At 56.6% G+C, this 25336-nt stretch carries 23 protein-coding genes and 1 riboswitch; of the genes, 5 read left to right on the top strand and 18 right to left on the bottom strand.

The genetic code is table 11. The annotated features are described in order from the left end of the window. Nucleotides 1-7: 7 nt before the first annotated feature. The 4 genes from liaF to CDO73_RS19535 form a co-directional block, all read right to left on the bottom strand. A complete protein-coding gene (gene liaF, locus CDO73_RS19520; RefSeq protein ID WP_088490204.1) occupies nt 8-1300 on the bottom strand; it encodes a cell wall-active antibiotics response protein LiaF in 1293 nt (430 codons plus the stop codon). 173 nt (nt 1301-1473) lie between these two features. Next, a complete protein-coding gene (locus tag CDO73_RS19525; RefSeq protein WP_088490205.1) occupies nt 1474-1674 on the bottom strand; it encodes a hypothetical protein in 201 nt (66 codons plus the stop codon). A 246-nt stretch (nt 1675-1920) separates the two neighbouring features. After that, nucleotides 1921-3858, bottom strand: a complete 1938-nt coding sequence (gene thrS / locus CDO73_RS19530; RefSeq protein ID WP_088490206.1) for a threonine--tRNA ligase — start codon at nt 3856-3858, stop codon at nt 1921-1923. Nucleotides 3859-4293: 435 nt separating this feature from the next. Continuing rightward, nucleotides 4294-4968 (bottom strand): HAD family hydrolase, encoded by a 675-nt coding sequence (locus CDO73_RS19535; RefSeq protein ID WP_179218761.1) that lies wholly within the window; start codon nt 4966-4968, stop codon nt 4294-4296. 206 nt (nt 4969-5174) lie between these two features. On the opposite strand from CDO73_RS19535, the gene CDO73_RS19540 reads away from it, so the two are divergent. The 4 genes from CDO73_RS19540 to CDO73_RS19555 all read left to right on the top strand — a co-directional run bounded on the left by CDO73_RS19540 (nt 5175) and on the right by CDO73_RS19555 (nt 10257). Then, nucleotides 5175-6992 carry a S9 family peptidase gene (locus CDO73_RS19540; protein ID WP_088490208.1) on the top strand — a complete coding sequence of 606 codons (1818 nt, stop codon included), beginning with the start codon at nt 5175-5177 and terminating at the stop codon, nt 6990-6992. 233 nt (nt 6993-7225) lie between these two features. Next, a complete protein-coding gene (locus CDO73_RS19545) occupies nt 7226-8200 on the top strand; it encodes an iron-hydroxamate ABC transporter substrate-binding protein (RefSeq protein ID WP_088490209.1) in 975 nt (324 codons plus the stop codon). Nucleotides 8201-8209: 9 nt separating this feature from the next. Next, nucleotides 8210-9229, top strand: a complete 1020-nt coding sequence (locus tag CDO73_RS19550) for a FecCD family ABC transporter permease (RefSeq protein WP_088490210.1) — start codon at nt 8210-8212, stop codon at nt 9227-9229. After that, on the top strand, nt 9226-10257 hold the full coding sequence (locus CDO73_RS19555; RefSeq protein ID WP_179218762.1) for a FecCD family ABC transporter permease: 1032 nt from the start codon (nt 9226-9228) through the stop codon (nt 10255-10257). Before CDO73_RS19550 ends, CDO73_RS19555 begins: the two co-directional genes overlap by 4 nt. Before the next feature lie 134 nt (nt 10258-10391). On the opposite strand, the gene mqnC is transcribed toward CDO73_RS19555, so the two are convergent. The 6 genes from mqnC to CDO73_RS19585 form a co-directional block, all read right to left on the bottom strand. Continuing rightward, a complete protein-coding gene (gene mqnC / locus CDO73_RS19560; RefSeq protein WP_088490211.1) occupies nt 10392-11528 on the bottom strand; it encodes a cyclic dehypoxanthinyl futalosine synthase in 1137 nt (378 codons plus the stop codon). Nucleotides 11529-11766: 238 nt separating this feature from the next. After that, nucleotides 11767-12129 carry a DUF1304 domain-containing protein gene (locus CDO73_RS19565; protein ID WP_088490212.1) on the bottom strand — a complete coding sequence of 121 codons (363 nt, stop codon included), beginning with the start codon at nt 12127-12129 and terminating at the stop codon, nt 11767-11769. Nucleotides 12130-12217: 88 nt separating this feature from the next. Further along, nucleotides 12218-13516 (bottom strand): trans-sulfuration enzyme family protein, encoded by a 1299-nt coding sequence (locus tag CDO73_RS19570; RefSeq protein ID WP_088490213.1) that lies wholly within the window; start codon nt 13514-13516, stop codon nt 12218-12220. A 1-nt stretch (nt 13517) separates the two neighbouring features. After that, on the bottom strand, nt 13518-14702 hold the full coding sequence (locus CDO73_RS19575) for a PLP-dependent transferase (RefSeq protein ID WP_088490214.1): 1185 nt from the start codon (nt 14700-14702) through the stop codon (nt 13518-13520). Nucleotides 14703-14874: 172 nt separating this feature from the next. Beyond that, on the bottom strand, nt 14875-15828 hold the full coding sequence (metA, locus tag CDO73_RS19580; RefSeq protein ID WP_088490215.1) for a homoserine O-acetyltransferase MetA: 954 nt from the start codon (nt 15826-15828) through the stop codon (nt 14875-14877). A gap of 505 nt (nt 15829-16333) precedes the next feature. Next, a riboswitch (SAM riboswitch) is annotated at nt 16334-16439 on the bottom strand. A 181-nt stretch (nt 16440-16620) separates the two neighbouring features. Then, nucleotides 16621-16986: a hypothetical protein gene (locus tag CDO73_RS19585; protein WP_088490216.1), complete on the bottom strand. Its 366-nt coding sequence runs from the start codon at nt 16984-16986 to the stop codon at nt 16621-16623. A 455-nt stretch (nt 16987-17441) separates the two neighbouring features. Here CDO73_RS19585 and corA point away from each other — a divergent pair, with 455 nt between their 5' ends. Beyond that, a complete protein-coding gene (corA, locus tag CDO73_RS19595; RefSeq protein ID WP_088490218.1) occupies nt 17442-18383 on the top strand; it encodes a magnesium/cobalt transporter CorA in 942 nt (313 codons plus the stop codon). 103 nt (nt 18384-18486) lie between these two features. On the opposite strand, the gene CDO73_RS19600 is transcribed toward corA, so the two are convergent. The 8 genes from CDO73_RS19600 to CDO73_RS19635 all read right to left on the bottom strand — a co-directional run bounded on the left by CDO73_RS19600 (nt 18487) and on the right by CDO73_RS19635 (nt 25335). Continuing rightward, nucleotides 18487-19617: an HRDC domain-containing protein gene (locus tag CDO73_RS19600; RefSeq protein ID WP_088490219.1), complete on the bottom strand. Its 1131-nt coding sequence runs from the start codon at nt 19615-19617 to the stop codon at nt 18487-18489. A gap of 134 nt (nt 19618-19751) precedes the next feature. Further along, nucleotides 19752-20411, bottom strand: a complete 660-nt coding sequence (locus tag CDO73_RS19605) for an MOSC domain-containing protein (protein WP_088490220.1) — start codon at nt 20409-20411, stop codon at nt 19752-19754. Between the two features lie 62 nt (nt 20412-20473). Next, nucleotides 20474-21583, bottom strand: a complete 1110-nt coding sequence (locus tag CDO73_RS19610) for a phosphodiester glycosidase family protein (RefSeq protein WP_088490221.1) — start codon at nt 21581-21583, stop codon at nt 20474-20476. Between the two features lie 218 nt (nt 21584-21801). Beyond that, nucleotides 21802-22734: a 5'-3' exonuclease gene (locus CDO73_RS19615; RefSeq protein ID WP_088490222.1), complete on the bottom strand. Its 933-nt coding sequence runs from the start codon at nt 22732-22734 to the stop codon at nt 21802-21804. Further along, nucleotides 22731-23108 (bottom strand): arsenate reductase family protein, encoded by a 378-nt coding sequence (locus CDO73_RS19620; protein ID WP_088490223.1) that lies wholly within the window; start codon nt 23106-23108, stop codon nt 22731-22733. Before CDO73_RS19620 ends, CDO73_RS19615 begins: the two co-directional genes overlap by 4 nt. A 41-nt stretch (nt 23109-23149) precedes the next feature. After that, on the bottom strand, nt 23150-24085 hold the full coding sequence (locus CDO73_RS19625; RefSeq protein WP_256972776.1) for an RluA family pseudouridine synthase: 936 nt from the start codon (nt 24083-24085) through the stop codon (nt 23150-23152). A gap of 77 nt (nt 24086-24162) precedes the next feature. Beyond that, nucleotides 24163-24732, bottom strand: a complete 570-nt coding sequence (locus tag CDO73_RS19630; RefSeq protein ID WP_088490225.1) for a cob(I)yrinic acid a,c-diamide adenosyltransferase — start codon at nt 24730-24732, stop codon at nt 24163-24165. A gap of 54 nt (nt 24733-24786) precedes the next feature. Continuing rightward, complete coding sequence (locus tag CDO73_RS19635) at nt 24787-25335, bottom strand: hypothetical protein (RefSeq protein ID WP_256972777.1); 549 nt, start codon at nt 25333-25335, stop codon at nt 24787-24789. Between the last annotated feature and the right edge of the window lies 1 nt (nt 25336).

The raw sequence follows: 25336 nt of genomic DNA on the forward strand, positions 1-25336 counted from the left end.
ACCGCCTTTACCCTACGATATTGACGTTCACGTCCGAGATGAACGAACTGACGTTGATCTTGATCCGCTTCGCGCACTCGTCGTAATTATACGTCTCGTCGACGCCGCCGACCATGCCGGTCCGTCTGTTGCCCAAGATATTCTGGTCGCCGAGGAACGAACTGCTGTGCACCTTGACGCCGACTTCCGGATCGTTCGGCATATAGATCACCACGTCGCCGATAAAGCTCGATACGTTGATCTTCGTCGTGCCGTAAGGAATCTGCGCTTTGGTCAGATCGATGACGGTATCGCCGATAAAGTGGGACACGTTCATCGGTTTGAGCCGGAAATAATCGCGGCCGATATAATAATCCCCGATGAAGCTCGATTCGTTGACCATTTTTTCTTTCTTTTCTTTGTCGGCCTGCTGACGCGCTTTCTTCATCGCTTCGCGGTCGTAACCGCCGAACCGGTAATTAGAATCTTCGCCGCATCCGTCGTAAAACCTGCCTCCGTCCGCAAAATCTTCCGGGAACGGATCTTTTTCGAGCGAAATTTTGCTTTTGCCGTGACCGTGTTTTTCATGGTCGCTTTTCATCGATTTCTTCAGATCTTTCATCGCGCTGTCGACTTCGCTTTTCACTTCGTCCGCAATACGGGAAAAGTCGATCTTGCGAACCTGGTCGGCCGTTTGCTTGCCGATATCGCGAGCCATGTCCCCGATTTTCTGGAATTCGGACGAAGAAGGCTTGCCGTCGCGTCCGCCGGATTCGCGCTCCGGATCTTCCGGCTTCCATTCGTAACGGCTGCGTTCTTCTTCTCGGGACTGCTTGCGATCCGCTTCGGTCTGATCTTTTTCCAGATTCACGAACATCCGATCGAGCGGGGATTCCAGCGGTTCGATCGGAGCCGGAGGAACCGGAGGCGTCGGCGGGTAGTTCTTATTGTACATGTCTTCCGGACTCTCCTTTTGAGCCGGCGGGTATACCGGCGAACGTTTAGGTTTGACCAGCGCGTAGATGCCGCCGAAGATCAGCGCCGCCGGGAACAGGAACTTGAAGAATTCGCCCGGGCTGATCACGTCGATGCCCAGATTGCGCGCTTGGAAATATCCGCCGATCACGACCATGATCACGTTGCCGATCGCGCTCGAACTGTGTTTTTTCATGCCGAGCAGCTGCGAGAGGCCGATCATGATCAAGATGCTCGGCCAGAACGTGCGAATCAGGTCTCCGATGCTAAAGGTAACGTAGCCGAGCTGATAGGCGAGAAAGATGCCTCCGATCGCGATCAGCCACAATGCTCCACTTTTTTTCATTAGGCTCTCCTCCTCGTATATAGGCCGGACACCGCGATTCGGGCGTTCCGGGTACGATCTTTATCCTGCTTTCAGTGTACCGGAATCGCTCTGCGGGCAAAAGCGGCGCGGGAATGAAAACCGCCTCGGTCTCGAGACCGAGACGGCTTCGCCGACCCGCTCGCGGCGCGGCTTCAGAAAAGCAATCTTCGGGAGTCGAGCGCCCATTCCTCGTTCAATTCGCGCCGATCGTTCATCCTTCTCTCGCCTGCTCCCGTTCGCAGTTCTTTTACCCGCCGAGCGGCGAGTCCCGCCGCGCGGGTTTCTTTTTCCGCCCCTTGTCCGAACAGCCGGCCGTAGGCCTCCTTCAGCAATCTTTTCACTTTGCGCTTCATCCTTCCGCGCCTCCTCTTCGTTTTTTTTCAGTATGACGCAGAATCGCATCGCCTATAAGCGGCGCGGGAATGAATTCCGGTTACGGCTTCGGAGCGAACTTGCGGCAGGGCCGGAAGAGGAGCCGGCTCGGTCTTGGGGCGGAGATGCGCGGTCGGCTGCGGCTGACGAAGGATCGCGAAGCGGTGAGAGTACGGCAAAAGACCGTTCCCCGAAAGGAACGGTCTTAGGCTGCGCCCGACGATGATTTAGATCTTGCGCGTGCGGATTTCTTCTTGCAGCAGCGCGATCACTTCGTCCAGCGGCTTGGCGCCCAGGTCGCCTTCGCCGCGTTTGCGGACGGAGACGCCGCCGGCTTCTTTCTCGTTCTCGCCCACGACGAACATGTACGGCGATTTCTCGAGCTGCGCTTCGCGGATCTTGTAACCGAGCTTCTCGTTGCGCACGTCGGTCTCTACGCGGATGCCGGCTTCTCTGAGCTTGTCGGCGACCTGCTCGGCGTATTCGTTGTAGTTGCCCGATACCGGAATGATCTTCGCCTGCATCGGCGACAACCACAGCGGCAGATTGCCCGCGAAGTTCTCCAGCAGGAAGGCCGTAAAGCGTTCCATGGTGCTGATGATGCCGCGATGAATGACGACCGGACGGTGTTTCTGGCCGTCGTCGCCGACGTATTCCAGTTCGAAACGTTCAGGCAGCAGGAAGTCGAGCTGCGCGGTCGACAGCGTTTCTTCTTTGCCCAGCGCCGTTTTGATCTGCACGTCGAGCTTCGGTCCGTAGAACGCGGCTTCGCCTTCCGCTTCGTAGAACGGCAGGTCGAGTTCTTCCACGACTTCGCGCAGCATGCGTTGGGACATCTCCCACATCTCGTCGTTCTGGAAGTATTTCTCCGTATCCTGCGGATCGCGGTACGACAGACGGAAGCGGTAGCTGTCGATGCCGAAATCTTCGTAGACTTTGGCGATCAGTTTCACGACGCGGCCGAATTCTTCTTTGATCTGATCCGGGCGGCAGAAGATATGCGCGTCGTTCAGCGTCATCGCGCGAACGCGGTGGAAGCCGGTCAGCGCGCCCGACATCTCGTAGCGGTGCATCAAGCCGAGTTCCGCGATCCGGATCGGCAGTTCGCGGTAACTGTGCATGTCGCTCTTGTACACCATCATATGATGCGGACAGTTCATCGGACGCAGAACCAGCGATTCGTTGTCCAGTTCCATCGGCGGGAACATGTCTTCTTGATAATGATCCCAGTGGCCGGACGTTTTATACAGCTCGACGTTGCCCATGACCGGCGTATAAACGTGCTGGTAACCCAAGCTTTCTTCCAGATCCACGATGTAACGCTCCAGCGTGCGGCGCAGTCTCGCGCCGTTCGGCAGCCAGATCGGCAGGCCTTGACCGACCAGATTGTTGAACGTGAACATTTTCAGGTCTTTGCCGAGCTTGCGGTGATCGCGTTTTTTCGCTTCTTCGAGGAAATGCAGATGCTCGTCCAGTTCGGCTTTTTTGAAGAAGGCCGTACCGTAGATGCGCTGCAGCATTTTGTTTTTGCTGTCGCCGCGCCAGTAAGCGCCGGCCACGCTCAGCAGTTTGAAGACCTTGAGTTTGCCGGTCGACGGCACGTGCGGTCCGCGGCAGAGGTCGAAGAATTCGCCTTGATCGTAGATCGTGATCGCGGAATCTTCCGGCAGCGCTTCGATCAACTCGACTTTGTACGGGTCGCCCAGCTCGCCGAAGATCTTAAGCGCTTCTTCGCGGCTGACTTCGCGGCGCGTGATCGGCAGGTTCTCGCCGACGATGCGTTCCATTTCCTTCTCGATCTTCTGAAGGTCTTCTGGATTGAGGCCGTGTTCCAGATCCATGTCGTAGTAGAAGCCGTCTTCGATGACCGGACCAACGCCCAGATGCACTTCTTTCGTGCCGAACAGACGACGAACCGCCTGCGCGGTCAAGTGGGCCGTACTGTGGCGAACCACTTCGAGACCTTCCGGCGAACCCGGCATGACGATTTCGATCGCGGCGCCGTTCTCGAGCTTCGTCGACAGGTCGACCACGATGCCGTTCTGTTTGCCCGCGAGCGCGTTCTTGCGCAGGCTGCTGCTGATGGAAGCCGCAACGTCTTCGATCGTGCTGCCTTCCGCGTATTCCCGGACGGAGCCGTCCGGCAGGCTGATAGAGATAGCCATGATCAAAATTCCTCCTTCGATGTTGGGAAAATAAGTCGCGAGAGCGAACGCAAAAAAACGCCCGTCCCGCGAAGGGACGAGCGTTATGCCCGTGGTTCCACCCTGATTCGGCTCCGGTCCGCGCGGCGGTCGATAGACCTCGTACCTTGTCAACATTAAAGGTACTGGCGGGACGGTAAGCCCTCATTGTGCACGTCAATAACGGAAGTGCGTTCCGGCGTTCTCTACTGACCGATCGCTTCGCGATCGGGTTCGAAAACGCAGCTCGGAAGGGGTGAATGCAGGCCGGTCCGGAGGAAATTGCAGCCGTCGTTTCCTCTCTCTGGAGCGGTGCCGATTGCCCGGCATCCATGTCTTCGTCGTTGCTTTTGCTGCTGTTCATTATAAAGCCGCGCTTCGCGGCCGTCAAGACCGCGGGGAGCAAACTCTTTGCGTTCAGCCGAGCAGCAGGTCGGGCAGATCGGCAATGTTCGCGATCACCGCGTCCGCTTCGTCCAATTCTCCCGGTTCGGCAAACTCCGATTCCACCCCGATCACCGGCAGCCCGGCTTCTTTGGCCGCGTCGATATCCGACTTCCGGTCGCCGACCATCACGATGCGCGTGCCTCCGCTCTGCTTCTTGAGTTCGTTCAACACTTCGCTTTTGCGCTCGGCGCCTACGCTTCCGGCGCAGAGCTTGTAAGCGATCGAGTCGGCCAATCCGTCCTGCCGCAGCACGTTGGACAGATAATTCTCGCCGCAGTTGCTGGCCGTCGCCAGTTCGTAAGTCTCGGCCAGTTTACGCAGCAGCTCCGGCACGCCCGGTAGCGTAAACGAGCGTTCGCGCATTTTATCGTTCAGCAGATCGTCGTGCAGCTTTTTGTATTCGCGGTGTTTGGCTTCGGGCATATCGGGAGCGACTTTTTTCCAAGCTTCTTCTCCGATCATCCCGAAAGTGGAATAGACCTCTTCTTTGGACGGCTGTTTTTTCGCGTCGCCGTTTTCGATCGCTTTCTCGAACACCTGCCGATAGACCTCCAGCATCGCTTCCGAGGTATCGATCAGCGTGCCGTCCAGGTCGAATGCGACCACTTCGATGTTCGCCTTGTCGAATCGCTTTTCTTTTTCCATTTTTACCGCATCCTCCTGTCTTCTTATGTTCGTATGCACAGTGTCCATTCTTTCTTATTACCCCGTTTCTCGGAAACACTCGCGTTTCCCGAATTTGGAAGCCGCGGTTTTTCATAAAATCAGGCAGGATTCCGCGTACCTGTCGCGAATACTACATCGTGTACCATCCTATTCCACGGCGCAAAGCCGACCATAAGGAGGATTCCATGCTATCGTTCAAAAAACCTGATGTCGAGCAGTTTTTCCGTACGTTTGCGATCGAGGATTTTGCGATCAGTCCCGACGAAGGACAGCTCGTGTTCAGCACCAACCTCAGCGGCAAGTTTGATCTGTGGGCCATGGACCTTCCGAACGCGTTTCCGTATCCGCTTACTTTTAACGGCCAGAGCTGCCAAGCGATCCGATACGACAAACGCGGGCGATTCCTTGTCGTCGGGTTCGACCGGGACGGCGACGAGAACTCCCAGCTTTACGCGCTTCAGCCGCAGGGAGGCGAGCTGCTTCCGCTGTGCGTGAAAGAAGGCCACCGCCATATGGGGCCGATCCTGTCGGAAGACGGCAAACGCCTCTATTATACGTCGACCAAAGAAGACGCGACCTACCTCAGCGCGCTCTGCTGCGATCTGACGACGGGTCAGGAAGTATCGGTGCTGCAAGGTTCCGGCGACGCTTCCGTTTTTCTGGCGGACGTCAGTCCGAAAGAAGAATATTTGGTCTACATCAAACATTTTGCCAATACTTACGCGCCGGGCTTCGTCTGCTACGGAGACAAACACGTCTCGCTCGATCCGGAAGCGCAAGGCGAATACACGGTCACGGACTGCACGTTCACCGGCGACAGCGAGTTGTATTTCCTGACGAATGCCGGAGGCGACTTCACGTATCTGGCGAGCTTCGACGTCAAGACCGAAAGCAAGACCAAACTGCTCGAACTCGAAGGCATCGACTTTACGTCCGTCACTTACGATAAAGAACGCAATCAGCTCTACTTGACCGCAAGCAAAGGGGTCAGCGATCATCTCTATACGTACGATCTGGAATCCGGCGCGCTCGGCGGCGTGCCGATTCCGGTGGATGTCGTCTCTTCGCTCAAGGTGGCGGAGAGCGGCAATCTGTACATTCTGGGCCGCAGTTCCGTAAGTCCGACCAACATTTTCAAAAAAGAACGGCTCTCCGAAGAATGGACGCGCTGCACGAACTACGTCGTACCGGGCATCGCGGAAGAAACGCTGGTACGGCCGGAAGTGCTGAGCTATCCGTCGTTCGACGGGCTGGAGATCGAAGCGCTCTTCTTCCGCGCTCCCGAAGACTCCGCGAACGGGCATACGATTCTGTGGCCGCACGGCGGACCGCAGGCGGCCGAACGTCTGGCGTTCCGCTCGCTGTTCCAATTCCTCGTCAATCGGGGCTTCAACATCTTCGCGCCGAACTTCCGGGGATCGACGGGTTACGGCTTGGCTTTCTGCAAGCTCGTCGAAGGCGACTGGGGCGACGGACCGAGATTGGACAATATCGCCGGACTGGACTGGATCGTGGAAAAAGGCTACGCCGACCGCGACAAACTGCTGCTGATGGGCGGAAGTTTCGGCGGTTACATGGCGCTGCTGCTGCACGGACGCCACGCCGATTATTTCAAAGCCGTGGTCGATATTTTCGGTCCGAGCGATCTCTTCTCCTTTATCGAATCGGTGCCGGAGCATTGGAAACCGGTCATGAACAAATGGGTCGGCGACCCGGTCGCGGACAAAGAAAAGCTGACCGCCTACTCGCCGATCACCTATCTCGACGGGATGACGAAGCCGATGCTGGTCATCCAAGGCGCCAACGATCCTCGCGTGGTCAAAGCGGAATCCGATCAGATCGTCAAAGCGCTGCAAGACAAAGGCGCGAACGTCGAATATATCGTGCTCGAAGACGAAGGCCACGGGTTCTCGAAAAAAGAAAACGAAATGAAAGTATACCGCGCCGTCCTTGAGTTTTTGGAAAAAGCGATCAAGGAACAATCGGCAAGCGTACACGTTTAGCCTTTAGGCAAGTACCTTTTCGATTCGTGTTGACAAGGTATCCGACGCGCACCGCTTAAGCTTTTATCCGCTATCGAAGCCCGCTGACCGGCTGCTTTCGCAGTCCGTCGGCGGGCTTTTTGCGCAGCTTTTTATTGACAAACCCGCCAAGCCCCCGTAATGTGTGGATATTGCGTTTAGATGATAACGATTATCGTTATCAAATCGAATATTCACTAAAAGGAGTGTTTTCCATGCAAAAAAAGCTTCTCCCTCTGCTGTTCGCGTTGATGTTCGCGTTGATGTTCGTGTTGATCCTTAGCGCCTGCGGGCAAAAGTCGTCTCAACCCGCGGCCGAAGCGGCATCCGGCTCGGCGTCCGAACAATCTTCCGGTTCCGAGACCGGCAGCGCTTCCGGTACCGTGACTTATCAGTCCGAAAACGGCCCGATCGAAGTCCCTGCGCATCCGCAGCGCGTGGTCGACTTGTCCAGCTATACCGGCACGCTGCTCAAATTCGGCGTTCCCGTCGTCGGCGTCGATCAATGGACCAAAGGCAATCCGAATTTCAAAGACCAATTGGCCGACGTGGCTCAGGTCTCGGCCGACGACGTCGAGAAGATCATCGAGCTTCAGCCCGATCTGATCTTCGCTTCCAGCGACGTGAAGAACGCCGACAAGCTGAAACAGATCGCTCCGCTCGTCACCTATACATACAATAAGGTCGATTACCTGACTCAGATCGAAGAAGTCGCCAAAGCCGCCGGCAAAGGCGAAGAAGCGGCCGCATGGGTCGCCGACTTCAAACAACGCGCGGCGGCGGCGGGCGAAGACATCAAAGCCAAGATCGGCGCGGACAAAACGGTTACCGTCATGGAAGGCGACGCCAAAGCGTTATACCTGTTCGGCGACGCATGGGGACGCGGCACGGAAGTCCTGTATCAAGCGATGGGACTGAAAATGCCGGAGAAAGTCAAAGAAGTCACTTCGAAGCAGGGTTATTACGATCTGTCGCTCGAAGTCCTGCCGGAGTATATGGGCGATTACGTGATCTTCAGCAAAACGCTGACCGGAGACAACTCGTTCCAACAAACGGATACGTACAAAAATATTCCCGCGGTCAAAGCCGGCCATGTCTATGAAGCCGATGCCACCGGATTCTATTTCAACGACGCGTTGTCGCTCGATTATCAGCTCGATTTCTTCAAGAAATCTTTCCTGGGCGAATAATCGGCCGTCATGAAAAAGTCCGCTGCTTTTTCTCCGGTACGCTCGTTTCCGTTCAAACTGCTGCTCGGCCTGCTGGCTATGACGCTCGTGTTCGTCGCTTCGATTCTGGTCGGGGCCAAAGAAGTTTCGGTGGCGGATATTTGGAGCGCGATCAGCGGAACGAACGCCGTAAGCGAACAAATCTCGGTCATTCGCGAACTGCGCCTGCCTCGGGAGATCGGCGCGCTGCTGGTCGGAGCCGCATTGGGCGTCTCCGGCGCGATCATGCAAGGACTGACCCGCAATCCGCTCGCCGACCCCGGTCTGCTCGGGGTAACGGCGGGCGCCAACGCGGCTCTGGCCGTCGTGTTCGCTTTTATTCCGGCCGCCGGCTATTTCGGCGTCATGATCGCCTGCTTCATCGGCGCGGGCGTCGGCGTGCTGTTCGTATTCGGTCTGCTCGCGCTGCGCGGCAAAGCGTTGTCTCCGCTGCGCATGGTGCTGGCCGGCGCGGCCGTCTCGGCGCTGCTGTCGGCGGCCGCGGACGCGATCAGCTTGGAGTTCAAAATCTCCAAAAGCGTCTCCATGTGGACGTCCGGCGGCTTGATCGGCACGTCTTGGGAACAGCTTCGGCTGCTTGCGCCGATCATTCTGGCCGGAGTCGCCGTATCCGTCATGCTCTCGCGGCATCTGACCGTTCTGAGCCTTAACGAATCGACGGCGATCGGTCTCGGACTCAATACGCGCTGGATCAAACTGGCGCTGTACGCGGTCATTACGCTGCTGGCCGGAGCGTCCGTCGCGCTGGTCGGCAATCTGGCTTTCGTCGGATTGATGATTCCGCATCTGGTCCGGGCGTTCGCCGGAACGGATTACCGCTCGATTCTGCCGCTGTCGGCCGTCTGCGGCGGAATGTTCATGGTGCTCGCCGATATCGCCGCACGGATGCTGAATGCTCCGCTGGAAACGCCGATCGCCGCGATCATCGCGATATTGGGTCTGCCTTTCTTCCTGTTCATCGTGCGCAAAGGAGGGAAGTCGTTATCATGAAATCGGAAATCGGAATTCGCCGTCTTCGGCTGCTGCGCAAAGAACAGGCGATCGTCGGTTTGTTGGTCCTGCTGATCGCCCTGACGATATTCGTCAGCATGGGTCTCGGCGCTTCGACGGTTTCTTATGACCGGATTCTGCCGACTTTGCTCGGGCAGGGCACGTTCAAAGACGAATTCGTTTTGTTTTCGATTCGCCTGCCGCGGATCCTGATCACGCTGCTGGCCGGGATGGCGCTGGCGTTATCGGGTTCGCTCCTGCAGGGCATTACCCGCAACGAGTTGGCCGATCCGGGCATCGTGGGCATCAATTCCGGAGCCGGCGTCGGCGTCGCGATCTTTTTCCTGTTCGCGCCGATCGAGGTCGGAACGTTCGTCTATCTGCTGCCGCTCGTCGCGTTCGCCAGCGCCCTGCTGACTTCCATGCTGATCTACCTGTTCGCCTACAAACCGGGAGAAGGCGTTCAGCCGATCAAGCTGATCCTGACCGGCGTCGGGTTCTCGACCGCCCTATCGGGCATCATGATCGTATTGATCTCCTCGGTGGACCGGGTCAAAGTCGATTTCATCTCCAGATGGCTGGCCGGGAATATCTGGGGCACCGACTGGCCGTTCGTACTGGCTCTGCTGCCTTGGCTGGTCGTGCTGATGCCTGTCGCGCTGATCAAATCCCGCGCGTTGAACTTGCTGTCTCTGGGCGAATCGTCGGCGGTAGGCGCGGGCGTTCCGGTGCAGCGCGATCGCATCGTGCTGCTGCTCGCCGCCGTCGCGTTGGCCGCATCCGCCGTCTCCGTGACGGGCGGGATCTCTTTTATCGGCTTGATGGCTCCCCATATCGCCAGAGGGCTGGTCGGCCCGGCGCATCAGAAGTTCGTGCCGATATCGCTGCTGGCGGGAGGATGGCTGCTGCTGCTCGCCGATACGATCGGCCGCAATTTCGGCGACGGAGACGGACTTGCCGCGGGGATCGTCGTCGCGTTTATCGGCGCGCCGTATTTTCTGTATCTGCTGCTGAAGAAAGCCAATTAGAGTTTGCAGGTAAGCCTATCCTTCATTACGATCACCAAAAAACACCCCGTTCGCTAACGGAAGTCCCGAGGGATTCCGTCGTGCGAACGGGGTGTTTGCTTTATTTTTGCCGAAGCCGAATGTCCGGTCTTCGATTAGTTCTGCATGATGAAATCGCGCTGAACTTTATAACTTTCGTCGTCGAACACTTTGAGAATATTGTATTTCGTATCGCGCTGCGCCGGAATCTTGCCTGCTTCGCGGATAATCTCCAAGGTCTGCTCGATATTCACTTTGTGCGTCGTCCCCGCGGCGGAGACGACGTTCTCTTCCATCATCGTGCTGCCGAAGTCGTCGCAGCCGTATTGCAGCGACAGCTTGCCGACTTCCGGTCCCATCGTGACCCACGAAGACTGGAAGTGCTTGATGTTGTCGAGTACGATCCGGCTGATCGCCACGTTCTTGAGGTACTGTTCCGGCGTCTGCTTCTCCACTTTCATGTTCGTGTTGTCCGGTTGGAACGTCCACGAGATAAAGGCCAAGAATCCTTCTGAATCATAGCCGTTGCGGATGCACTCGTCCTGCGCTTCGCGTACTCTCATCATGTGCAGGGCGCGTTCTTCGTACGATTCGCCGAATCCGATGACCATCGTGGCCGTCGTGTTCATGCCGACTTTGTGCGCCGTCTGCATGACGTCCATCCAATCGCGCCAAGAGCCTTTGAGACGGCTGATCTTGCGGCGCGTACGGTCGTCGAGAATCTCGCCCCCGCCGCCCGGCAGCGAGTCGAGACCCGCTTCGTGGATCGCGCGAATGGTATCTTCCATCGACATGCCCGACAATTTCTGCATCTTCATGATCTCCGCCGGAGAGAACGAGTGCATGGTGATATTCGGGAAATGTTCTTTGATCTTGCGCAGGATGTTCAGATAATATTCGAACGGCAGATCCGGGTTGACCCCGCCCTGCATCAGAATTTCCGTTCCGCCCACGTCTTCGGTTTCTTTGATCTTTTGCAGGATGACTTCGTCGGGAAGCACGTACCCTTCCGGCGAGCCCGGACGACGATAGAACGCGCAGAACCGGCAAAAGACGTCGCAGACGTTCGTATAGTTCACGTTTCGTCCGATCACGAACGTCGTGATCGGGTCCGGATTTTTGCGCAGCATCATTTCGTTGGCGACATGCCCCAGTTTCTCGATCTCGTCGGATTCGTACAGGGCGATCGTGTCTTCCGTGTCCAAACGTCCTCCGCGCAAAGCTTTGTCCAATATCGTATCAACCGCACTCATTGCCATGCAGCCTCCTTTGTGAAAATAAGTTCAAATAAAGTTAGAAAAATCCGTTCGATCCGTACCGCAAAATCTCTATTTTAAATAATTAAAATTGTAACAAGCACTGCAATACATTTAATCCTATCATACTTCGGCAAAGAATTAAATATGATGAAGTTCGCGCTTCGGAAAAAACGAACAACCGGCCCGCCGAAGCGAACCGGTTATTCGGTACTGCCGACTGCCGGGATGCGGACTAAGCCAGCAGCACGGCGATCAGCGCGATCAACGCCGGCACCGTCTGGATAAACAAGATCTTGACTTTGGCGGTCGCCGCGCCGTAAATGCCGGCCACCATCACGCAGACCAAGAAGAAGATCTGGATATGCGCAGCCGCTTCGGCTTGCGGATAGACCAGGCCGAAGATCAGCCCCGCAGCCAGAAAGCCGTTGTACAAGCCTTGATTGCCGGCCAGCGATACGGTCATGTCGGCGAATTTCTGCTCGAGTCCGAACGCTTTCATCCCGCGCGGTTTGTTCCACATGAACATTTCCAATACCAGAATATAGACATGCAGCAGCGCGATTACAGCAACCAGAATATTGGCCGCCCATTGCATAACGATCCCTCTTTTCTCTTCATGATTTCATGTTAGGACGAATTCATTTTAGCAGAAAAAAGAGCCTGCTCCCTTTAGCGGGAGAAAGTCAGTCGGCCAAGGCTTGATCGAGATCGGCGATCAAGTCGTCGATATTCTCGAGACCGACCGAGAAACGCAGCAGTCCGTCGGCGATGCCGCGCTCCAGCCGCACTTCGCGAGGCATCGCCGCATGCGACATCATCGGCGGATACGACAAGATGCTCTCCACCGCGCCCAGACTGACCGCGACCAGCGGCAGCTTCACGCGGCTGAGCAGCCGCTTCGCCCGTTCTTCGGAACCGACGTCGAACGAGACGACCGCGCCGTAACCCGTCGACTGTTTCTCTTGAATCTCGCGGCCCGGATGATCCGCCAGGCCCGGATAATACACGGCCTGGATGTCTTCGCGTTCCGACAGCCACTGCGCCAATCTGCGCGCTCCGATCTCGCTGCGATCCATGCGCGCGCCCAGCGTCTTCATGCCGCGGATCAACAGCCAACTGTCCTGCGGTCCGAGCACGGTGCCGAGTCCGTTCTGAAGCTTCTTCAATTGAGCCGCAAGCTCCGGCGTGCGCGCCACGGCCAGACCGGCCAGCACGTCGCTGTGACCGCCGAGGAACTTGGTCGCGCTGTGCAGCACGATATCGACGCCCTGTTCGATCGGACGTTGATAATAAGGCGTCATGAACGTATTGTCGACCAACGTGATCAGGTCATGCTCTCTGGCCCAATCCGCGACCGCGCCCAGATCGGTAATCTTGAGCGTCGGATTCGAAGGCGTCTCCATGAACACGCCTTTGGTGTTCGGTTTGAGCGCGGCTTTGATCTGCTCAAGATCGGTCATGTCCACGAACGTCGTCTCGATGTTCATCCGGCTCAAGATCGTGGTCAGCAGACGGTAAGTTCCGCCGTAGACGTCTTCCGTCACGATCAGATGATCGCCCGCCGAGAAGATCATCAGCGCCGCCGAGATCGCGGCCATGCCGGAAGCGAACGCGTAACCGCCCGCTCCGCCTTCGAGCAGCGCGATATAATCTTCCAACGCTTGACGCGTCGGACTGCCGGAGCGGCTGTAATCGTACTGCGGCGGATTATAGATATCGAAATGATGGAACGTCGATGCCTGATAGACCGGAACGCTCGACGCGCCCGTCACCGGATCGATCTCCGCTCCGAAATGGATCAGTTTGGTATCGAAATGGCGGTTCGCCAGCGCCGCCGCGGCTTCTTCCGGCGTCCGAAGCTGATCCGCGGCCGCTCCGGCTTGATCCGCTGCGCGTCCTTGAGGCTGCGCCGCCGCTTCCGTGCCGGTACGCAGGCTTTCTTCGTTTCCGTGCGGCTGTTTGTCGTTCGATTCGTTAGTCATCTTAGGCTTCCGCTCCTTCCGTCGTTTGAAGAGCCGCCTTCAGCGCTCCGTCCAGATCGGCAATCAGATCGTCGATATGCTCGATCCCTACCGAGAAGCGCAGCAGCTTATCGTCCACGCCGATCGCGTCGCGAATCTCCTGCGGAATATCCGCATGGGTCTGGATGGACGGATAGGTCATCAACGACTCGACGCCGCCGAGACTTTCGGCAAAAGCGACCAGCTTGATATGCCGAAGAATCGGCTCGATCCAGCGCGCGTCTTTGACTTTGAAAGAGAAGATGCCCGTATTGCCGCTCGACTGTTTGTTTTGCACGTCGTGTCCCGGATGATCGGGCAATCCCGGATGGTAGACCGCTTCGATCTGCGGATGGTCTTGCAGGAAACGCGCCATGGCGATCGCGTTGCTCTCGTGACGTTCCATGCGCAGCGCCAACGTCTTCATGCCGCGCATCAATTGGTAGGAATCCGCCGGACTGAGCACCGCGCCGATCGAGTTATGCAGGAAAAACATTTCTTCGGACAGCTCTTTGCCTTTGGTGACGATCAGTCCGGCCAGCACGTCGTTATGTCCGCCCAGATATTTGGTGGCGCTGTGCACGACGATATCCGCGCCGAGCTCGATCGGACGCTGGAAGAAAGGCGTCAGCAGCGTGTTGTCGACGATCGTCAAGATGCCGTGCGGTTTCGCCCAATCGGCGACGGCCCGGATATCGGTGACCATCATCAGCGGATTGGTCGGCGTCTCGATGAATACGGCTTTGGTATTCGGTGTGCGCAGCTTCTCGATCCCGTCCAGATCGTTCGTATCGACGTAAGAAGCGGTGACGCCGAACTTGGACAGCACGCGCTCCAGCAGGCGGTACGTGCCGCCGTAGAGATCGAGCGAGACGATCAGATGATCGCCCTGCCCGAACAGCGCGAAGACGGTTTGCAGCGCGGCCATGCCGGAACTGCACGCGAATCCGGCGTCGCCGGATTCCAGCTTCGCCGAAGCTTCTTCCAGTACGGCACGGGTCGGATTTTTGGTACGCGTATAATCGAAGCCGGTGCTGCGGCCCAGTCCCGGATGGCGATAAGCGGTCGAATGGTAGATCGGGAAGGTCACTCCGCCCGTGTTCGGATCTTCGAGCGAGCCGATTTGCGCCAGCGCGCTTTCGATTTTGAGCTGTCTGTCGTCTTTCATCTGTTTCCTCCTGAAAGTGTGTCGGCGCGTCCGTCGTAAGCTGCGGGCCGAAGCACGAAATAGTTGATCGAAATATCGCGGTAATGCTGCGCATTCCTGAAATGCGAAGCTGCGGCAGGAGTCGGATTCCGGGCGAGCGGATATTCGATCCTTCTCGCCCGAATCGCGCGGTTCAGATCCCGGCTCCGTAATCGCTGAAAGCTTCTTCGCCTTTGCGTTCCACCTGATCGAAAGGCGTTTCTTGGTAGACGTAATAGTTCAGCCAATTGGAGAACAACAAGTTGGCGTGCGCTCTCCACGAAGACAGCGGTTTGCGGCTCGGATCGTCGCCCGGGAAATAATTTTTCGGAATCGCGACATCCAATCCTTTCGCCACATCGCGGTCATATTCCCATTTCAGCGACAGCGGATCGTATTCCGAGTGCCCCGTCGCGAAGATCTGCTTGCCGTCTTTGGTCGCGACCAGATACACGCCCGCTTCTTCCGACTCGGCCAGAATTTCCAGCTCCGGACTCTTCAAGATATCGCTGCGCTGCACGTCGGTATGGCGGGAATGAGGCACGAAGAAACATTCGTCGAAGCCGCGCAGCAGTTGGATATTGGTCTTGTTCAACGTATGCGGGAACACGCCGAAACATTTCTCTTCGAGCGGGATCTTGCTGACGCCGAAATGATGATACAAACCGGCCTGAGAAGCCCAACAGATATGCATGGTCGAAGTGACGTTTTTCTTGGTCCATTCGAAGATCTGCTGAATCTCTTCCCAATAGCTGACCTGTTCGAATTCGAGCTGCTCCACCGGCGCTCCGGTAATGATCATGCCGTCGAAACGCAGATGTTTGATCTCGTCGAACGTTTTGTAAAAGGTGTTCAAATACTCTTCCGACGTGTTCTTGGACGTATGCGAGCTCGGGTAAAGCAAGACGACGTCGACTTGCAGCGGCGTATTGCCGATCAAGCGCAGCAGCTGCGTTTCCGTCGTTTCTTTGGTCGGCATCAGATTCAAAATCGCGATTCTGAGCGGACGAATATCTTGGCTGTATGCCCGGCTCTCGTCCATCACGAAAATGTTCTCCTGCAGCAGCACTTCCTTGGCGGGCAAATTGTCAGGCACTTTAATCGGCATCTCGCTTCACTCCTTCGTGTGTTTTGACGTTGAGTTACGGCGCATAAGCAGGTCTCGAACAGAAAAGATCGGCTTACGCGTCCTGATCGGACATTGAACGTCGACTTATCGGGCGTTCGGCATTCAAAGCGCTTCTTGCGTGTACGAATGGGTACAAAAAAGACCTTTCGGGGCCGGGAAGGCCGAGAAAGGTCTATACAAAGCTAGCGCCTCTCTCATCTGTCAGTTACCGGGGGTGCGATGGCTAAGGATCGGCCGCGAGGGACGGGGTAGAGCGTTTGGCGTACATACGGACATGGGCGTTACGCTGTCGTGACGATAAGTACTGCCGACGCGCCGATGGCTCGTCTCTGATCGCACTATGACAACCTTAATTACGCCCATGCGATAAACACCTAACGACTCGTGCCTCGTCTTGGATCGCTTGACCATGACGATAGGCACTTAACGACTCGTGCCTCGTCTTGGATCGCTTGACCATGACGATAGGCGCCTAACGACTCGTGCCTCGTCTTGGATCGCATGGTAACTGCAAGAATTAGCACCGTACGACAAAGTCGCCGGTTGCCGGGTTTCATCGGGCTAGTCCCTCCACCTGCTCTTGATAAGATTCCACTGTTCGACCGACGCCTAAGCGTCGGAGGAAGTATTCAATTGTCGGATTTCCGACCGTTCGGCCGGGATAACTTTAGATCAATTATACACGATTTGAGTATTCAGGCAAGAAGCAGCTTACAGGGCAATCGCAATAATTTCGCAGGCGGAACGATCGACTTTGCGGGTACCGCTTTCTTATCCTAACTCGCTTCGCATCCGCTCCATCCAGGGTAATACTTCTACGAAGATCCGCGACAGGCACGAATTCAGTTCCTCTCGCAATCGTGCTTCGTCGCCGTATTCGAACCATTCCTCGCCGGGGCGGTTCATCCAGACGTCCCGGCCCGTTCGCGGATGCCGCACGGCAAAATTGACGTTCATGCGCCGCAGGTCCCGGTCTTGCCCGGGTAACGGTTCGCAGAGCAGCTCCACTTTATCGGTATGTCCGCCGATCGATCGTTCCAAGCTCCAACGAGGCCATTTGCCCTTGATCGCGAAGCCTTCGCCGTCCAACAATTCGCCGAACGCGCTCCGGATCGTATCCGCGGTTCGGATCGCCATATTCTCACGTCTCCCAACGTTTCGGCGCTTCCGGGCAACCGGTGCCGAACCTTATTTTTCCTCTCTACAGTTTACTCCGAGAGAAGCCGATAAGGTAAGCATAACCCATCACAAACAAGGCCTTGAAAGGCCTAGTGGCGCGCGTTATACTTAACAAGGGTTTTATGAAAACAATGTTGAAAAAAGAGGTGAATTTCAGATGGACGGCGACCCGAGGCCCAAGCGTAAGAGAACGCAGCAAGTTATTCGACAGCAGAAAAAACGGCCGGACGGCGTCCGCTTTTCCATGACTGAAAGCTCGCCCGTCGGCACGCATCCTGGCGCCTGATCTTTTTTCAGCCGTGCAAGGACGACGTCCGTTACAAGGCGCCGGCCTGTTTTTTCCTGCGTTCTCCCGCAAATTCGAGACTATTTCAAGGACTGCCGAGCAGTCTTATTTCGAAGGAGTGAACCGCATGAAAATCCGGCACGTGAAATACGGCGTTTTTACGCTGATCGACAATGAGAACCTGGCCGATACGCTGACTCCGCCAGAAGAAGGCTTTTACTGGATCGACGCCGATCTCGACGATATCACTCAGCTTCAGCTCACTTTCGGGCTGCATGATCTGGCCGTCGAAGATATGCTGAACGAAGAAGAACAGCGGCCGAAGATCGAAATTTACGACAACCACTATTTCATCGTCGTCAACAGTATCCGTTTCGACAACGAAGAAATTTTTATGCGCGCTTTGAACATTTTCTTGGGGCGGCATTTCGTGATTACCTTGACCCGCCAGAAAATCCACGAACTCCGTACCGTCAAACCGATCATGTGGGAAGAAGAAGTCCACGCGCCCGACCGGTTCATGTATCTGCTCATCGACCGGGTCATCGACAATTTCTTCGCGGTCGGCGATCGGATCGAGGACCAGATCGAACGGTTGGAAGAAGATATTCTGATGCACACCAAGCGGACGCACCTGAACGATATCATCGGTCTGAGAGCCGAGATTCTATGGCTGAAGAAGGTTCTGGTTCCGCAGCGCGAAGTCATCAATATCCTGAACAAAAAAGACCTGCGGTTGATCGACGACGAACTGCAGAAATATTTCAGCGACATCTACGAGAACGCCGTTAAAGTCTCCGAAGCGTTCGATACGTACCGCGATCTGATGGGCAACCTTCGAGAAGCTTACCAATCCAGTATCTCCAACAGCGCGAACGAGATCATGAAGATCTTCACCGTGATCACGACCATCTTCATGCCGCTGACCGTGGTAACCGGCATTTACGGAATGAACTTCGACCATATGCCGGAACTGCACTGGACGTACGGCTATCCGATGGTCATCGGCTTGATGATCGTGCTCGGCTTGACCATGTACTTCCTGTTCCGCAAAAAAGGTTGGTTATAAGCCGACTCGAAAACAGCCTTTCCCGCCTTCCTGTTCGGACGGCTCGGAAAGGCTGTTTTTTTATGCCCTTTTTCCTTTTCGCGTCCGGTACGCTGAACGTAAACTACGCTCCGGTTTCCTGACGCCGTTTGGTTTTGGCTGCCGCGTTGGGAACCACCACGATCTCCGGCTGCGTCGGTTCTTCTGTCGCCGCCGTATTCGCGTCTTGACGTTGAGCGCGATCAAGGGCTTCAAGCCGTTCCGATTCCCGGCGGCAGCGAATCCGGATCATGCGCAGCTGCTCGTACAGAATATCGAGTCCCGGCTCGCTCGGAAGTTCTTCTCCGTATACCTTTTTGAGCACCGGCTTCAAGAACGTATCGCCCGTCTCCGCATAAGCTTCGCGAACCGCAAGCTGCTGCTGTTCGGGCATCAAACGCAGTTCGTGCGCGATGATCGCGTCGAGATTGCAGCCGTTTTTCTCCAGACTCTCCATCATCTCGATCAATTCGCGCCGTTCCAACCCGCTTTCTTGGCTGATTTGCGTCAGCGATACGACTTCTTCGCCGCTGCCTTCGGAAGCTTGAAGCAGCAGACGCGTGGCTTTGACCCGTTCGGCTTCGCGTTTGAATTTGCGCTCTTTGTTCTTGTACGTCCAAGCTTCGAAGGTCTCTTCGTCCAGACGCCGATCCACCCAATCGAGCGGGAAAGCGTGTTTGCGCTCCATGCCCGACGTCTGAAGAATCAGGTCTTCTCCGTAACGCTGCACCGTATTTTCGCCGATCCCCGGAAGCTCGCGAAGTTCGTCGATCGTCTGCGGCAGGAACGTGCTGACAAGCCGCAAAGCGCGGTTGGTCGCGATCAGATACGGCGCCCGATGCTCCTCGGTCGCTTTGGCCCGGCGCCAGACCGCCAGACGTTTATAAAGTTCTTCGTCCGCGTTCAGCTCGCTGTAGCAGACGAGTTTCTGCGTATACCGCCCGCGCTGCCCGGATTCGAGAAATTCTTGAAACGTATCGCGGATCACGGGCCGATAGCCTTCCGCCAGCTTGGCCGCCAACTGATGGCGGTATACCGCCAACATCTCGTTCCAGACCGCCCCTTCGTACCAGATCTCCCGGTCCGTTTCTTCGAAAGCGTCCAGTTCGCTCCATCCGCTGCTCCATAATCCGTCCGATTCTTCGATCCATACTTGCGCGGCTCCCACTTCCTGCTCGCGTTCAATCTCCATCCGGTTCAAAAAAACGATCGCCATACGATCCCCGCCTATCTCTCAATGTCAGCCGATAAACGCAAAAAAAGCACCTCTCCTACATGGGAATGTAAGAGAGGTGCTTCCTCCGAGTTATATGCTGCTGTTATTATCATAGCCTCGATTAAGAAGCGAAGTCAAGCGTTTGCTTCCAGCTCGGCCAGCCGTTTCTTGAGCGAACCGCTCCAGCCTTCGGCCAGCTCTTCGACCGCCAGCAGGCTGCGAATCGCTTCGGCGTCGTCTTTGAGCTTATACTTGATTTCGTTGGCCCGCATGACGGTCATGCCGGCCGGATGGCGTTGCTGGAGAATCAAGGCGTCGCCCGCTTGAACCTCGCCTTCTTGAAGCACGCGGAAATAAAACCCGCTGTAGCCCGTTTCCTGCACTTTCGCGGGAAGTTCGGGCACTCCGTAACGCACCGACAACTTGAAGCAGGGCTGTCTCGGCTGGCTGAGCTGCACGACGGCTCCGCCGATCGCGAAGATATCGCCGATGCAGAAGTCTTCTTCCGCCCCGCCGGAGATCGACAAGTTTTCGCCGAAAGCCCCCGGACCGAGCGCGGGCAAAATGCCGTCTTCCCAGAACGCGAACCGGTCCGTCGAATATACGCAAGCCGCCTTGTCGGGGCCGCCGTGATTCTTCAGGTCGGCTTGTCCGTCTCCTTCGAAGCCCGTTTTGCCCAAATGGACGGGGCCTTCCGCCGGGTGTTTGAAGATGCCGGTCTCCACGGTCTTGCGTCCGTTGGGAACCGATCGGGGCAATCCGACGTTAACCGATGCGATCACGATAGGTTTCACTTTCTTCTCCTCCTTGCCGATTCTCGGCCTTGCGCTTTTCGCCGCCCGATATATCCTCTATCTTACTGCATCGATACCCATTCGCCAAATACCAACGTATTGCTGAGCGGACGTCCGGCACCGGTCAGCGTCCGGCCGTTGGCGTACAGAGCCGAAGATGCGCCGCCGTCCAGATTCATCGCCTGCTTCGCCCCGAGTTTTTGCATCACCTGCGCCCATTGCTTCATCGTCGCGCCGTTCACCGTCGCCAGCAGAACCGATCCGTCGGGCATGATCGCGATGCCGCTGCGCGCGCCCGAGCCGGTCAGAATCTTCGGATCGTTGAATCCTTCGCCTTTGGCATCGAGCGAGATCTTTCCGTCTTTGAGCAAACGAGGCCCTGCGCCGACCGAAGTCACGACGTCCACCCACGGAATGTCTTTGCCGTCGGCATTCGCGTAAGCGATATTCGTTTCCACCGTCGACCCGACCGCGAAGCGTTCGGCGTTTCTTTTCTCCGAACCGTAGTAGACCAGCACGTAACCGTCGCTCGGAATCGCGGCGTTGGCGTTGGCTTCTTTTTTGACGACTTTGCCTTTGCGAACCGTCACGGCCATGCCGCCTTGGAATCCGACGTTGGCGCCGCGCGCGGGATTGTAGAGCAGGACCACGTCTTGACCCGAATCCGGCGTCCGGTTGACGAAAGTCGCGTACCAACTCTGCGTGCGGGTCCGGCCGGAGGCGTCGGGTTTGGTCGTGACGCTGCCGGTAATCTTCGCGCGAAGCGAATCCATCAAGACGCTGCCGTCCGCTTTGAAGCCGATACTCGTGCCGTAATAGCCCGTATGCACGATCTGTCCTTTGGAGATCAGCGTGCCGTAAGGATCGGCCGGTCCGCCGTAAGAGTTGAAGAACGCTCCGTTGATCGCCGCCGTCGCTCCGCTGTTTTTGACGATCGAAGCGAAGCTTTGCGTCTGGCCGACCTTCCCTTGAGCCAAACCGATCGCCGACTTCGTTCCTTTGGGAATACTGACCGTCTGTACCGTAAACGACTTTCCTCCGGCCGATACTTTACGTACGCTAGCCGAGATCGCAGATGCGGCGTCGACCTGCTTTTCACCCGTCGATCCGAATGCTCCCGTAACCGCCAGCACCCCCGCCAGCAGCAGCGTCCCCCATCTTGCTTTTTTCATCTTTCCTGTCCCCCTCCGTGTAATCGAACCGGTTACCCGAAATTTGGTCGCTAAGTAACCATGACTCTTTTACTTTATCAGAAAAGGGCAATACAGGTAACCGACAACAACCTTTGCTAAGTAGGTCGCCGGCTCTATTTTTGGCGATTTTTTGGTAAAAAGACATCAAAAAGAGGCCGCTGCGCAAACGGCCTCCCGATCTTTCTTATCCGGCGCGTTTAACCGAATACGTCCACGCCCATCATTTTGCCCAAGCTGCTCATTTCCAATTCTTCGAATTTCGCGGAGACTTTCGAATCGTCGATCCGGAATTCGCACAGATCGATCGGACATTCGACGGGTACTTCGCAGTGGATCTCGGCCAGCGAACGGGACATATGCAGCATCTCCAGATCGTTTTCGATCTTCGTCCGCACGGACTTCGTCAGACTGTCGAGATTGGCGAGAATGCCTTGAACGTCGCCGTATTCCTGCACGAGCTTGATCGCGGTCTTTTCTCCGATGCCTTTGACGCCCGGATAGTTGTCGCTCGCGTCGCCCATCAATCCTTTCATGTCCACGATCTGCGACGGCTTCAAGCCTTTCTCTTCCATCAGGAATTCCGGCGTATAGACTTGATAATTGCCGTAGCCTTTTTTCATGATGATGACTTTGATCCGTTCGTCGGCCAATTGCAGCAGATCGTTGTCGCCGGACAAAATCTGCACGTCCATGTTCTGCTCGCGCGCGCAGCGTTTGGCGATCGTGCCGATGCAGTCGTCCGCTTCGTAACCCGGCATGCCGATATTCGGAATATCCATCGCTTCCACGACTTCTTTGACCAGATCGAACTGCGGAATCAGATCGTCCGGCGCGGCGGAACGGTTGCCTTTGTACGATTCGAACTGTTCGGTGCGGAACGTGCGTCCGCCCATATCCCAACAGCAGGCGACGTGCGTCGGATCGAACTGCCGGATCGCGTCCCACAGATAACGCACGAAACCGTAGATGCCGTTCGTCGGCACTCCCGCGTCGGTGCGGCGGATATAGCCTTTGAGCGCCGTCGCGTAATAAGCCCGGAACAGCAGCGCCATGCCGTCGACCAGCATCAACGTCGGTTTGCGCGCCAGCACGTTTTCCGGCAGTCCTTCGATCCCGCCGTGTTCGCTCATAGGTCCGCCTCCTCTGTCCCCCAGCTTTGTTCGTACAGCTCCGGCTTGAAGCCGAGCGTCACCCGCCGTCCGTCGGTCACGACCGGGCGCTTGATCAGCTTGCCGTTCGAAGCCAGCAGATTCGCGCGTTCTTGTTCGTCCAGATCGGCCAGCTTGTCTTTCAAGCCCATTTCTTTGTACACTTCGCCGCTGACGTTAAAAAACTTTTTCGACTCGAGACCGCTTTTGGCGATCAGCTCGAGCAGTTCGTCGGCTGTCGGCGGCTGCTGCACGATCGGAATCAATTCGAGTTCGTGTCCCGCGCCGCGCAGCCATTTGATCGCGTTTCGGCAGGTGCCGCATTTGTCGTAATGGTACACTTTAAGTTTGGTCATGGTTGCCAGTCACATCTCTTTCCGTTCATGGTGTGTCTCTATCAAGATTCGCTTTGTCTCAGCCGCTGCTCCAGCGCCGCGAGATCCGGCGGGAACGGCGCTTCGAAACGCATGCGTTCGCTTGTTCCCGGATGAACGAACGACAAGCGAAACGCATGCAGCGCCTGCCTGCCGATCCAACCGTCCGACCGTTCGGCGGCTGCCCGTTCTTCCTCGCTCAACGGCGCTTCATCCGTATATTTATACATCTCGTCGCCGAGCAGCGGACAGCCGATATGCGTCATATGCACCCGGATCTGATGCGTCCGCCCGCTCTCGAGCTCCAATTCGACTTTCGAAGCGCGAACCGCCGGATAAGACTCCAAAGTCCGGTAGCGGGTCGCGGCCGGATAACCGTCCGGCGTCACGATCCGTACATGCGGATTGCCCGGATCGCGGTCGATCGGTCCTTCGATCCGTCCTTGCGGCGGCCGCGGGCTTCCGTGCACGATCGCCAAGTACGTCTTATCGACGGTACCCGCGATCATCTGTTCCGAGATATGCTGATGCACGTACGGATTCTTGGCGATCGCAAGCACCCCCGAAGTCTCGCGGTCCAGACGGTGCACGGGGCGGAAACGGATCTGCTCGCCGCGCTCCGCCCAATGATGAACGACTCCGTTCGCCAGCGTCCCGGTGTAATGGCCGTGCGTGGGATGCACGATCACGCCCGCCGGTTTATTGACGATCAAGAGATCGCGGTCTTCGTGCAGGATATCGAGCGGCATGGCTTCCGGCAAAATGTCGTCCGAGATCTCGCGCTCCATGCGAAGCTCCACGACGTCGCCCGCCGCCACATGCACGCTGATATAGACCCGTCGGCCGTTCAGCATGATGCCGCGTTCGGTCATCTTGAGCCGCGAAGTCAATTTGCGCGATACGCCGAGACGGCTGCTCATCAGCGTCTTCAGCGTCCACCCTTGCTCGCGTTCGGGCACGACGTATACGATCGGATCGTAATAGCCGTGCTCCGGTTCGATCCCTTTTTCCTTTGGAAAATCATGCGGTTCGATCGTTATTCACCCTCTACAAATACATTGGCGCCGCGCACGTATTCGACATCCTCGACCCGAAGCTTGAGGTTGGCGGCGCGCGCCGCGCTGAAAAAGTAATCCGATAAACGGTTCAGGTAGCGCAGCACTTCCGGATTGACTTCCGCTTCGTCGGTCAACGCGACGACCCGACGCTCCGCGCGTCTGCATACGGTCCGGCAGACATGCAGCATGGCCGCGGGCGGACTGCCGCCCGGCAGAATAAAACGTTCGAGCGGCGGATTGTCGGCCTCCAGCCGATCGATCCACAGTTCCAGACGCTCGATCATCGCCGCATGCGTCTTATAAGGCTGCTGCGCCGCAGGCGTATACGCCAGATCGGAACCGCAGTCGAACAATTCTTGGCCGACGACGGCCAACTGTTCCCGCAGGTCTTTGAAGCGGCCGTCCTGCAGAAGCGAGGCCGCATAGCCTACAAAGCTGTTCAGCTCGTCGATCGTGCCGTAAGCTTCCACGCGAGCATCGTCTTTACGCACCCGTCCTCCGATTACCGAGGTTTGTCCTTCATCACCCGTTTTCGTATAGATACGCATGACTGCGCCTCCCTTCCGTCTTCGTTTCGATTCGGGCGCGAACGCTCGGATCGTTTAACCTTCCGTCAACTTCTTAAGCACTTTGATCGCGTTCTCCTGATTCGAAGAATTGACCAAGACGCAGGCCAACATGCCTTTCGGCGCATAACCGCTGTCTTTGAACATCTTCATGTCTTCGACCGGAATGCCGAATAAATGCTCGCCCATCACCGGATCGTCTTCGCCTTCCACGAACACGCCGCCTTCGAAAACGCCCGCTTCGTATTTCGATTTGTCGAAATAATCTTCGAGCGGAACGTGCGCCCCTTCTTTGCTGTACGTTTTGATCGTGTCTTCCGGCAGAATCACGATCGAATTGCCTCCCGCCGCGTATTCGACGAGTACTTTTTGCAGATCGAACAACGGCGAGTAATTGAACTCCGCATGCAGATCCGGCGAATCGGCATCCAGCTTCTTCTGAATCGCATCGATCGCTTCCCGGCTGGCCGATTCTTTGTCGGACATGAAGATCGTGATCGAATCGTCTTTTTTCCCGCATCCGGCCAGTACCATGATCGACGCGACCATGAGCATCAGCCAGACCCCCATCCATTTCCGCTTCACT

Source organism: Saccharibacillus sp. O23 (assembly GCF_002205895.1).
GTDB lineage: Bacteria > Bacillota > Bacilli > Paenibacillales > Paenibacillaceae > Saccharibacillus.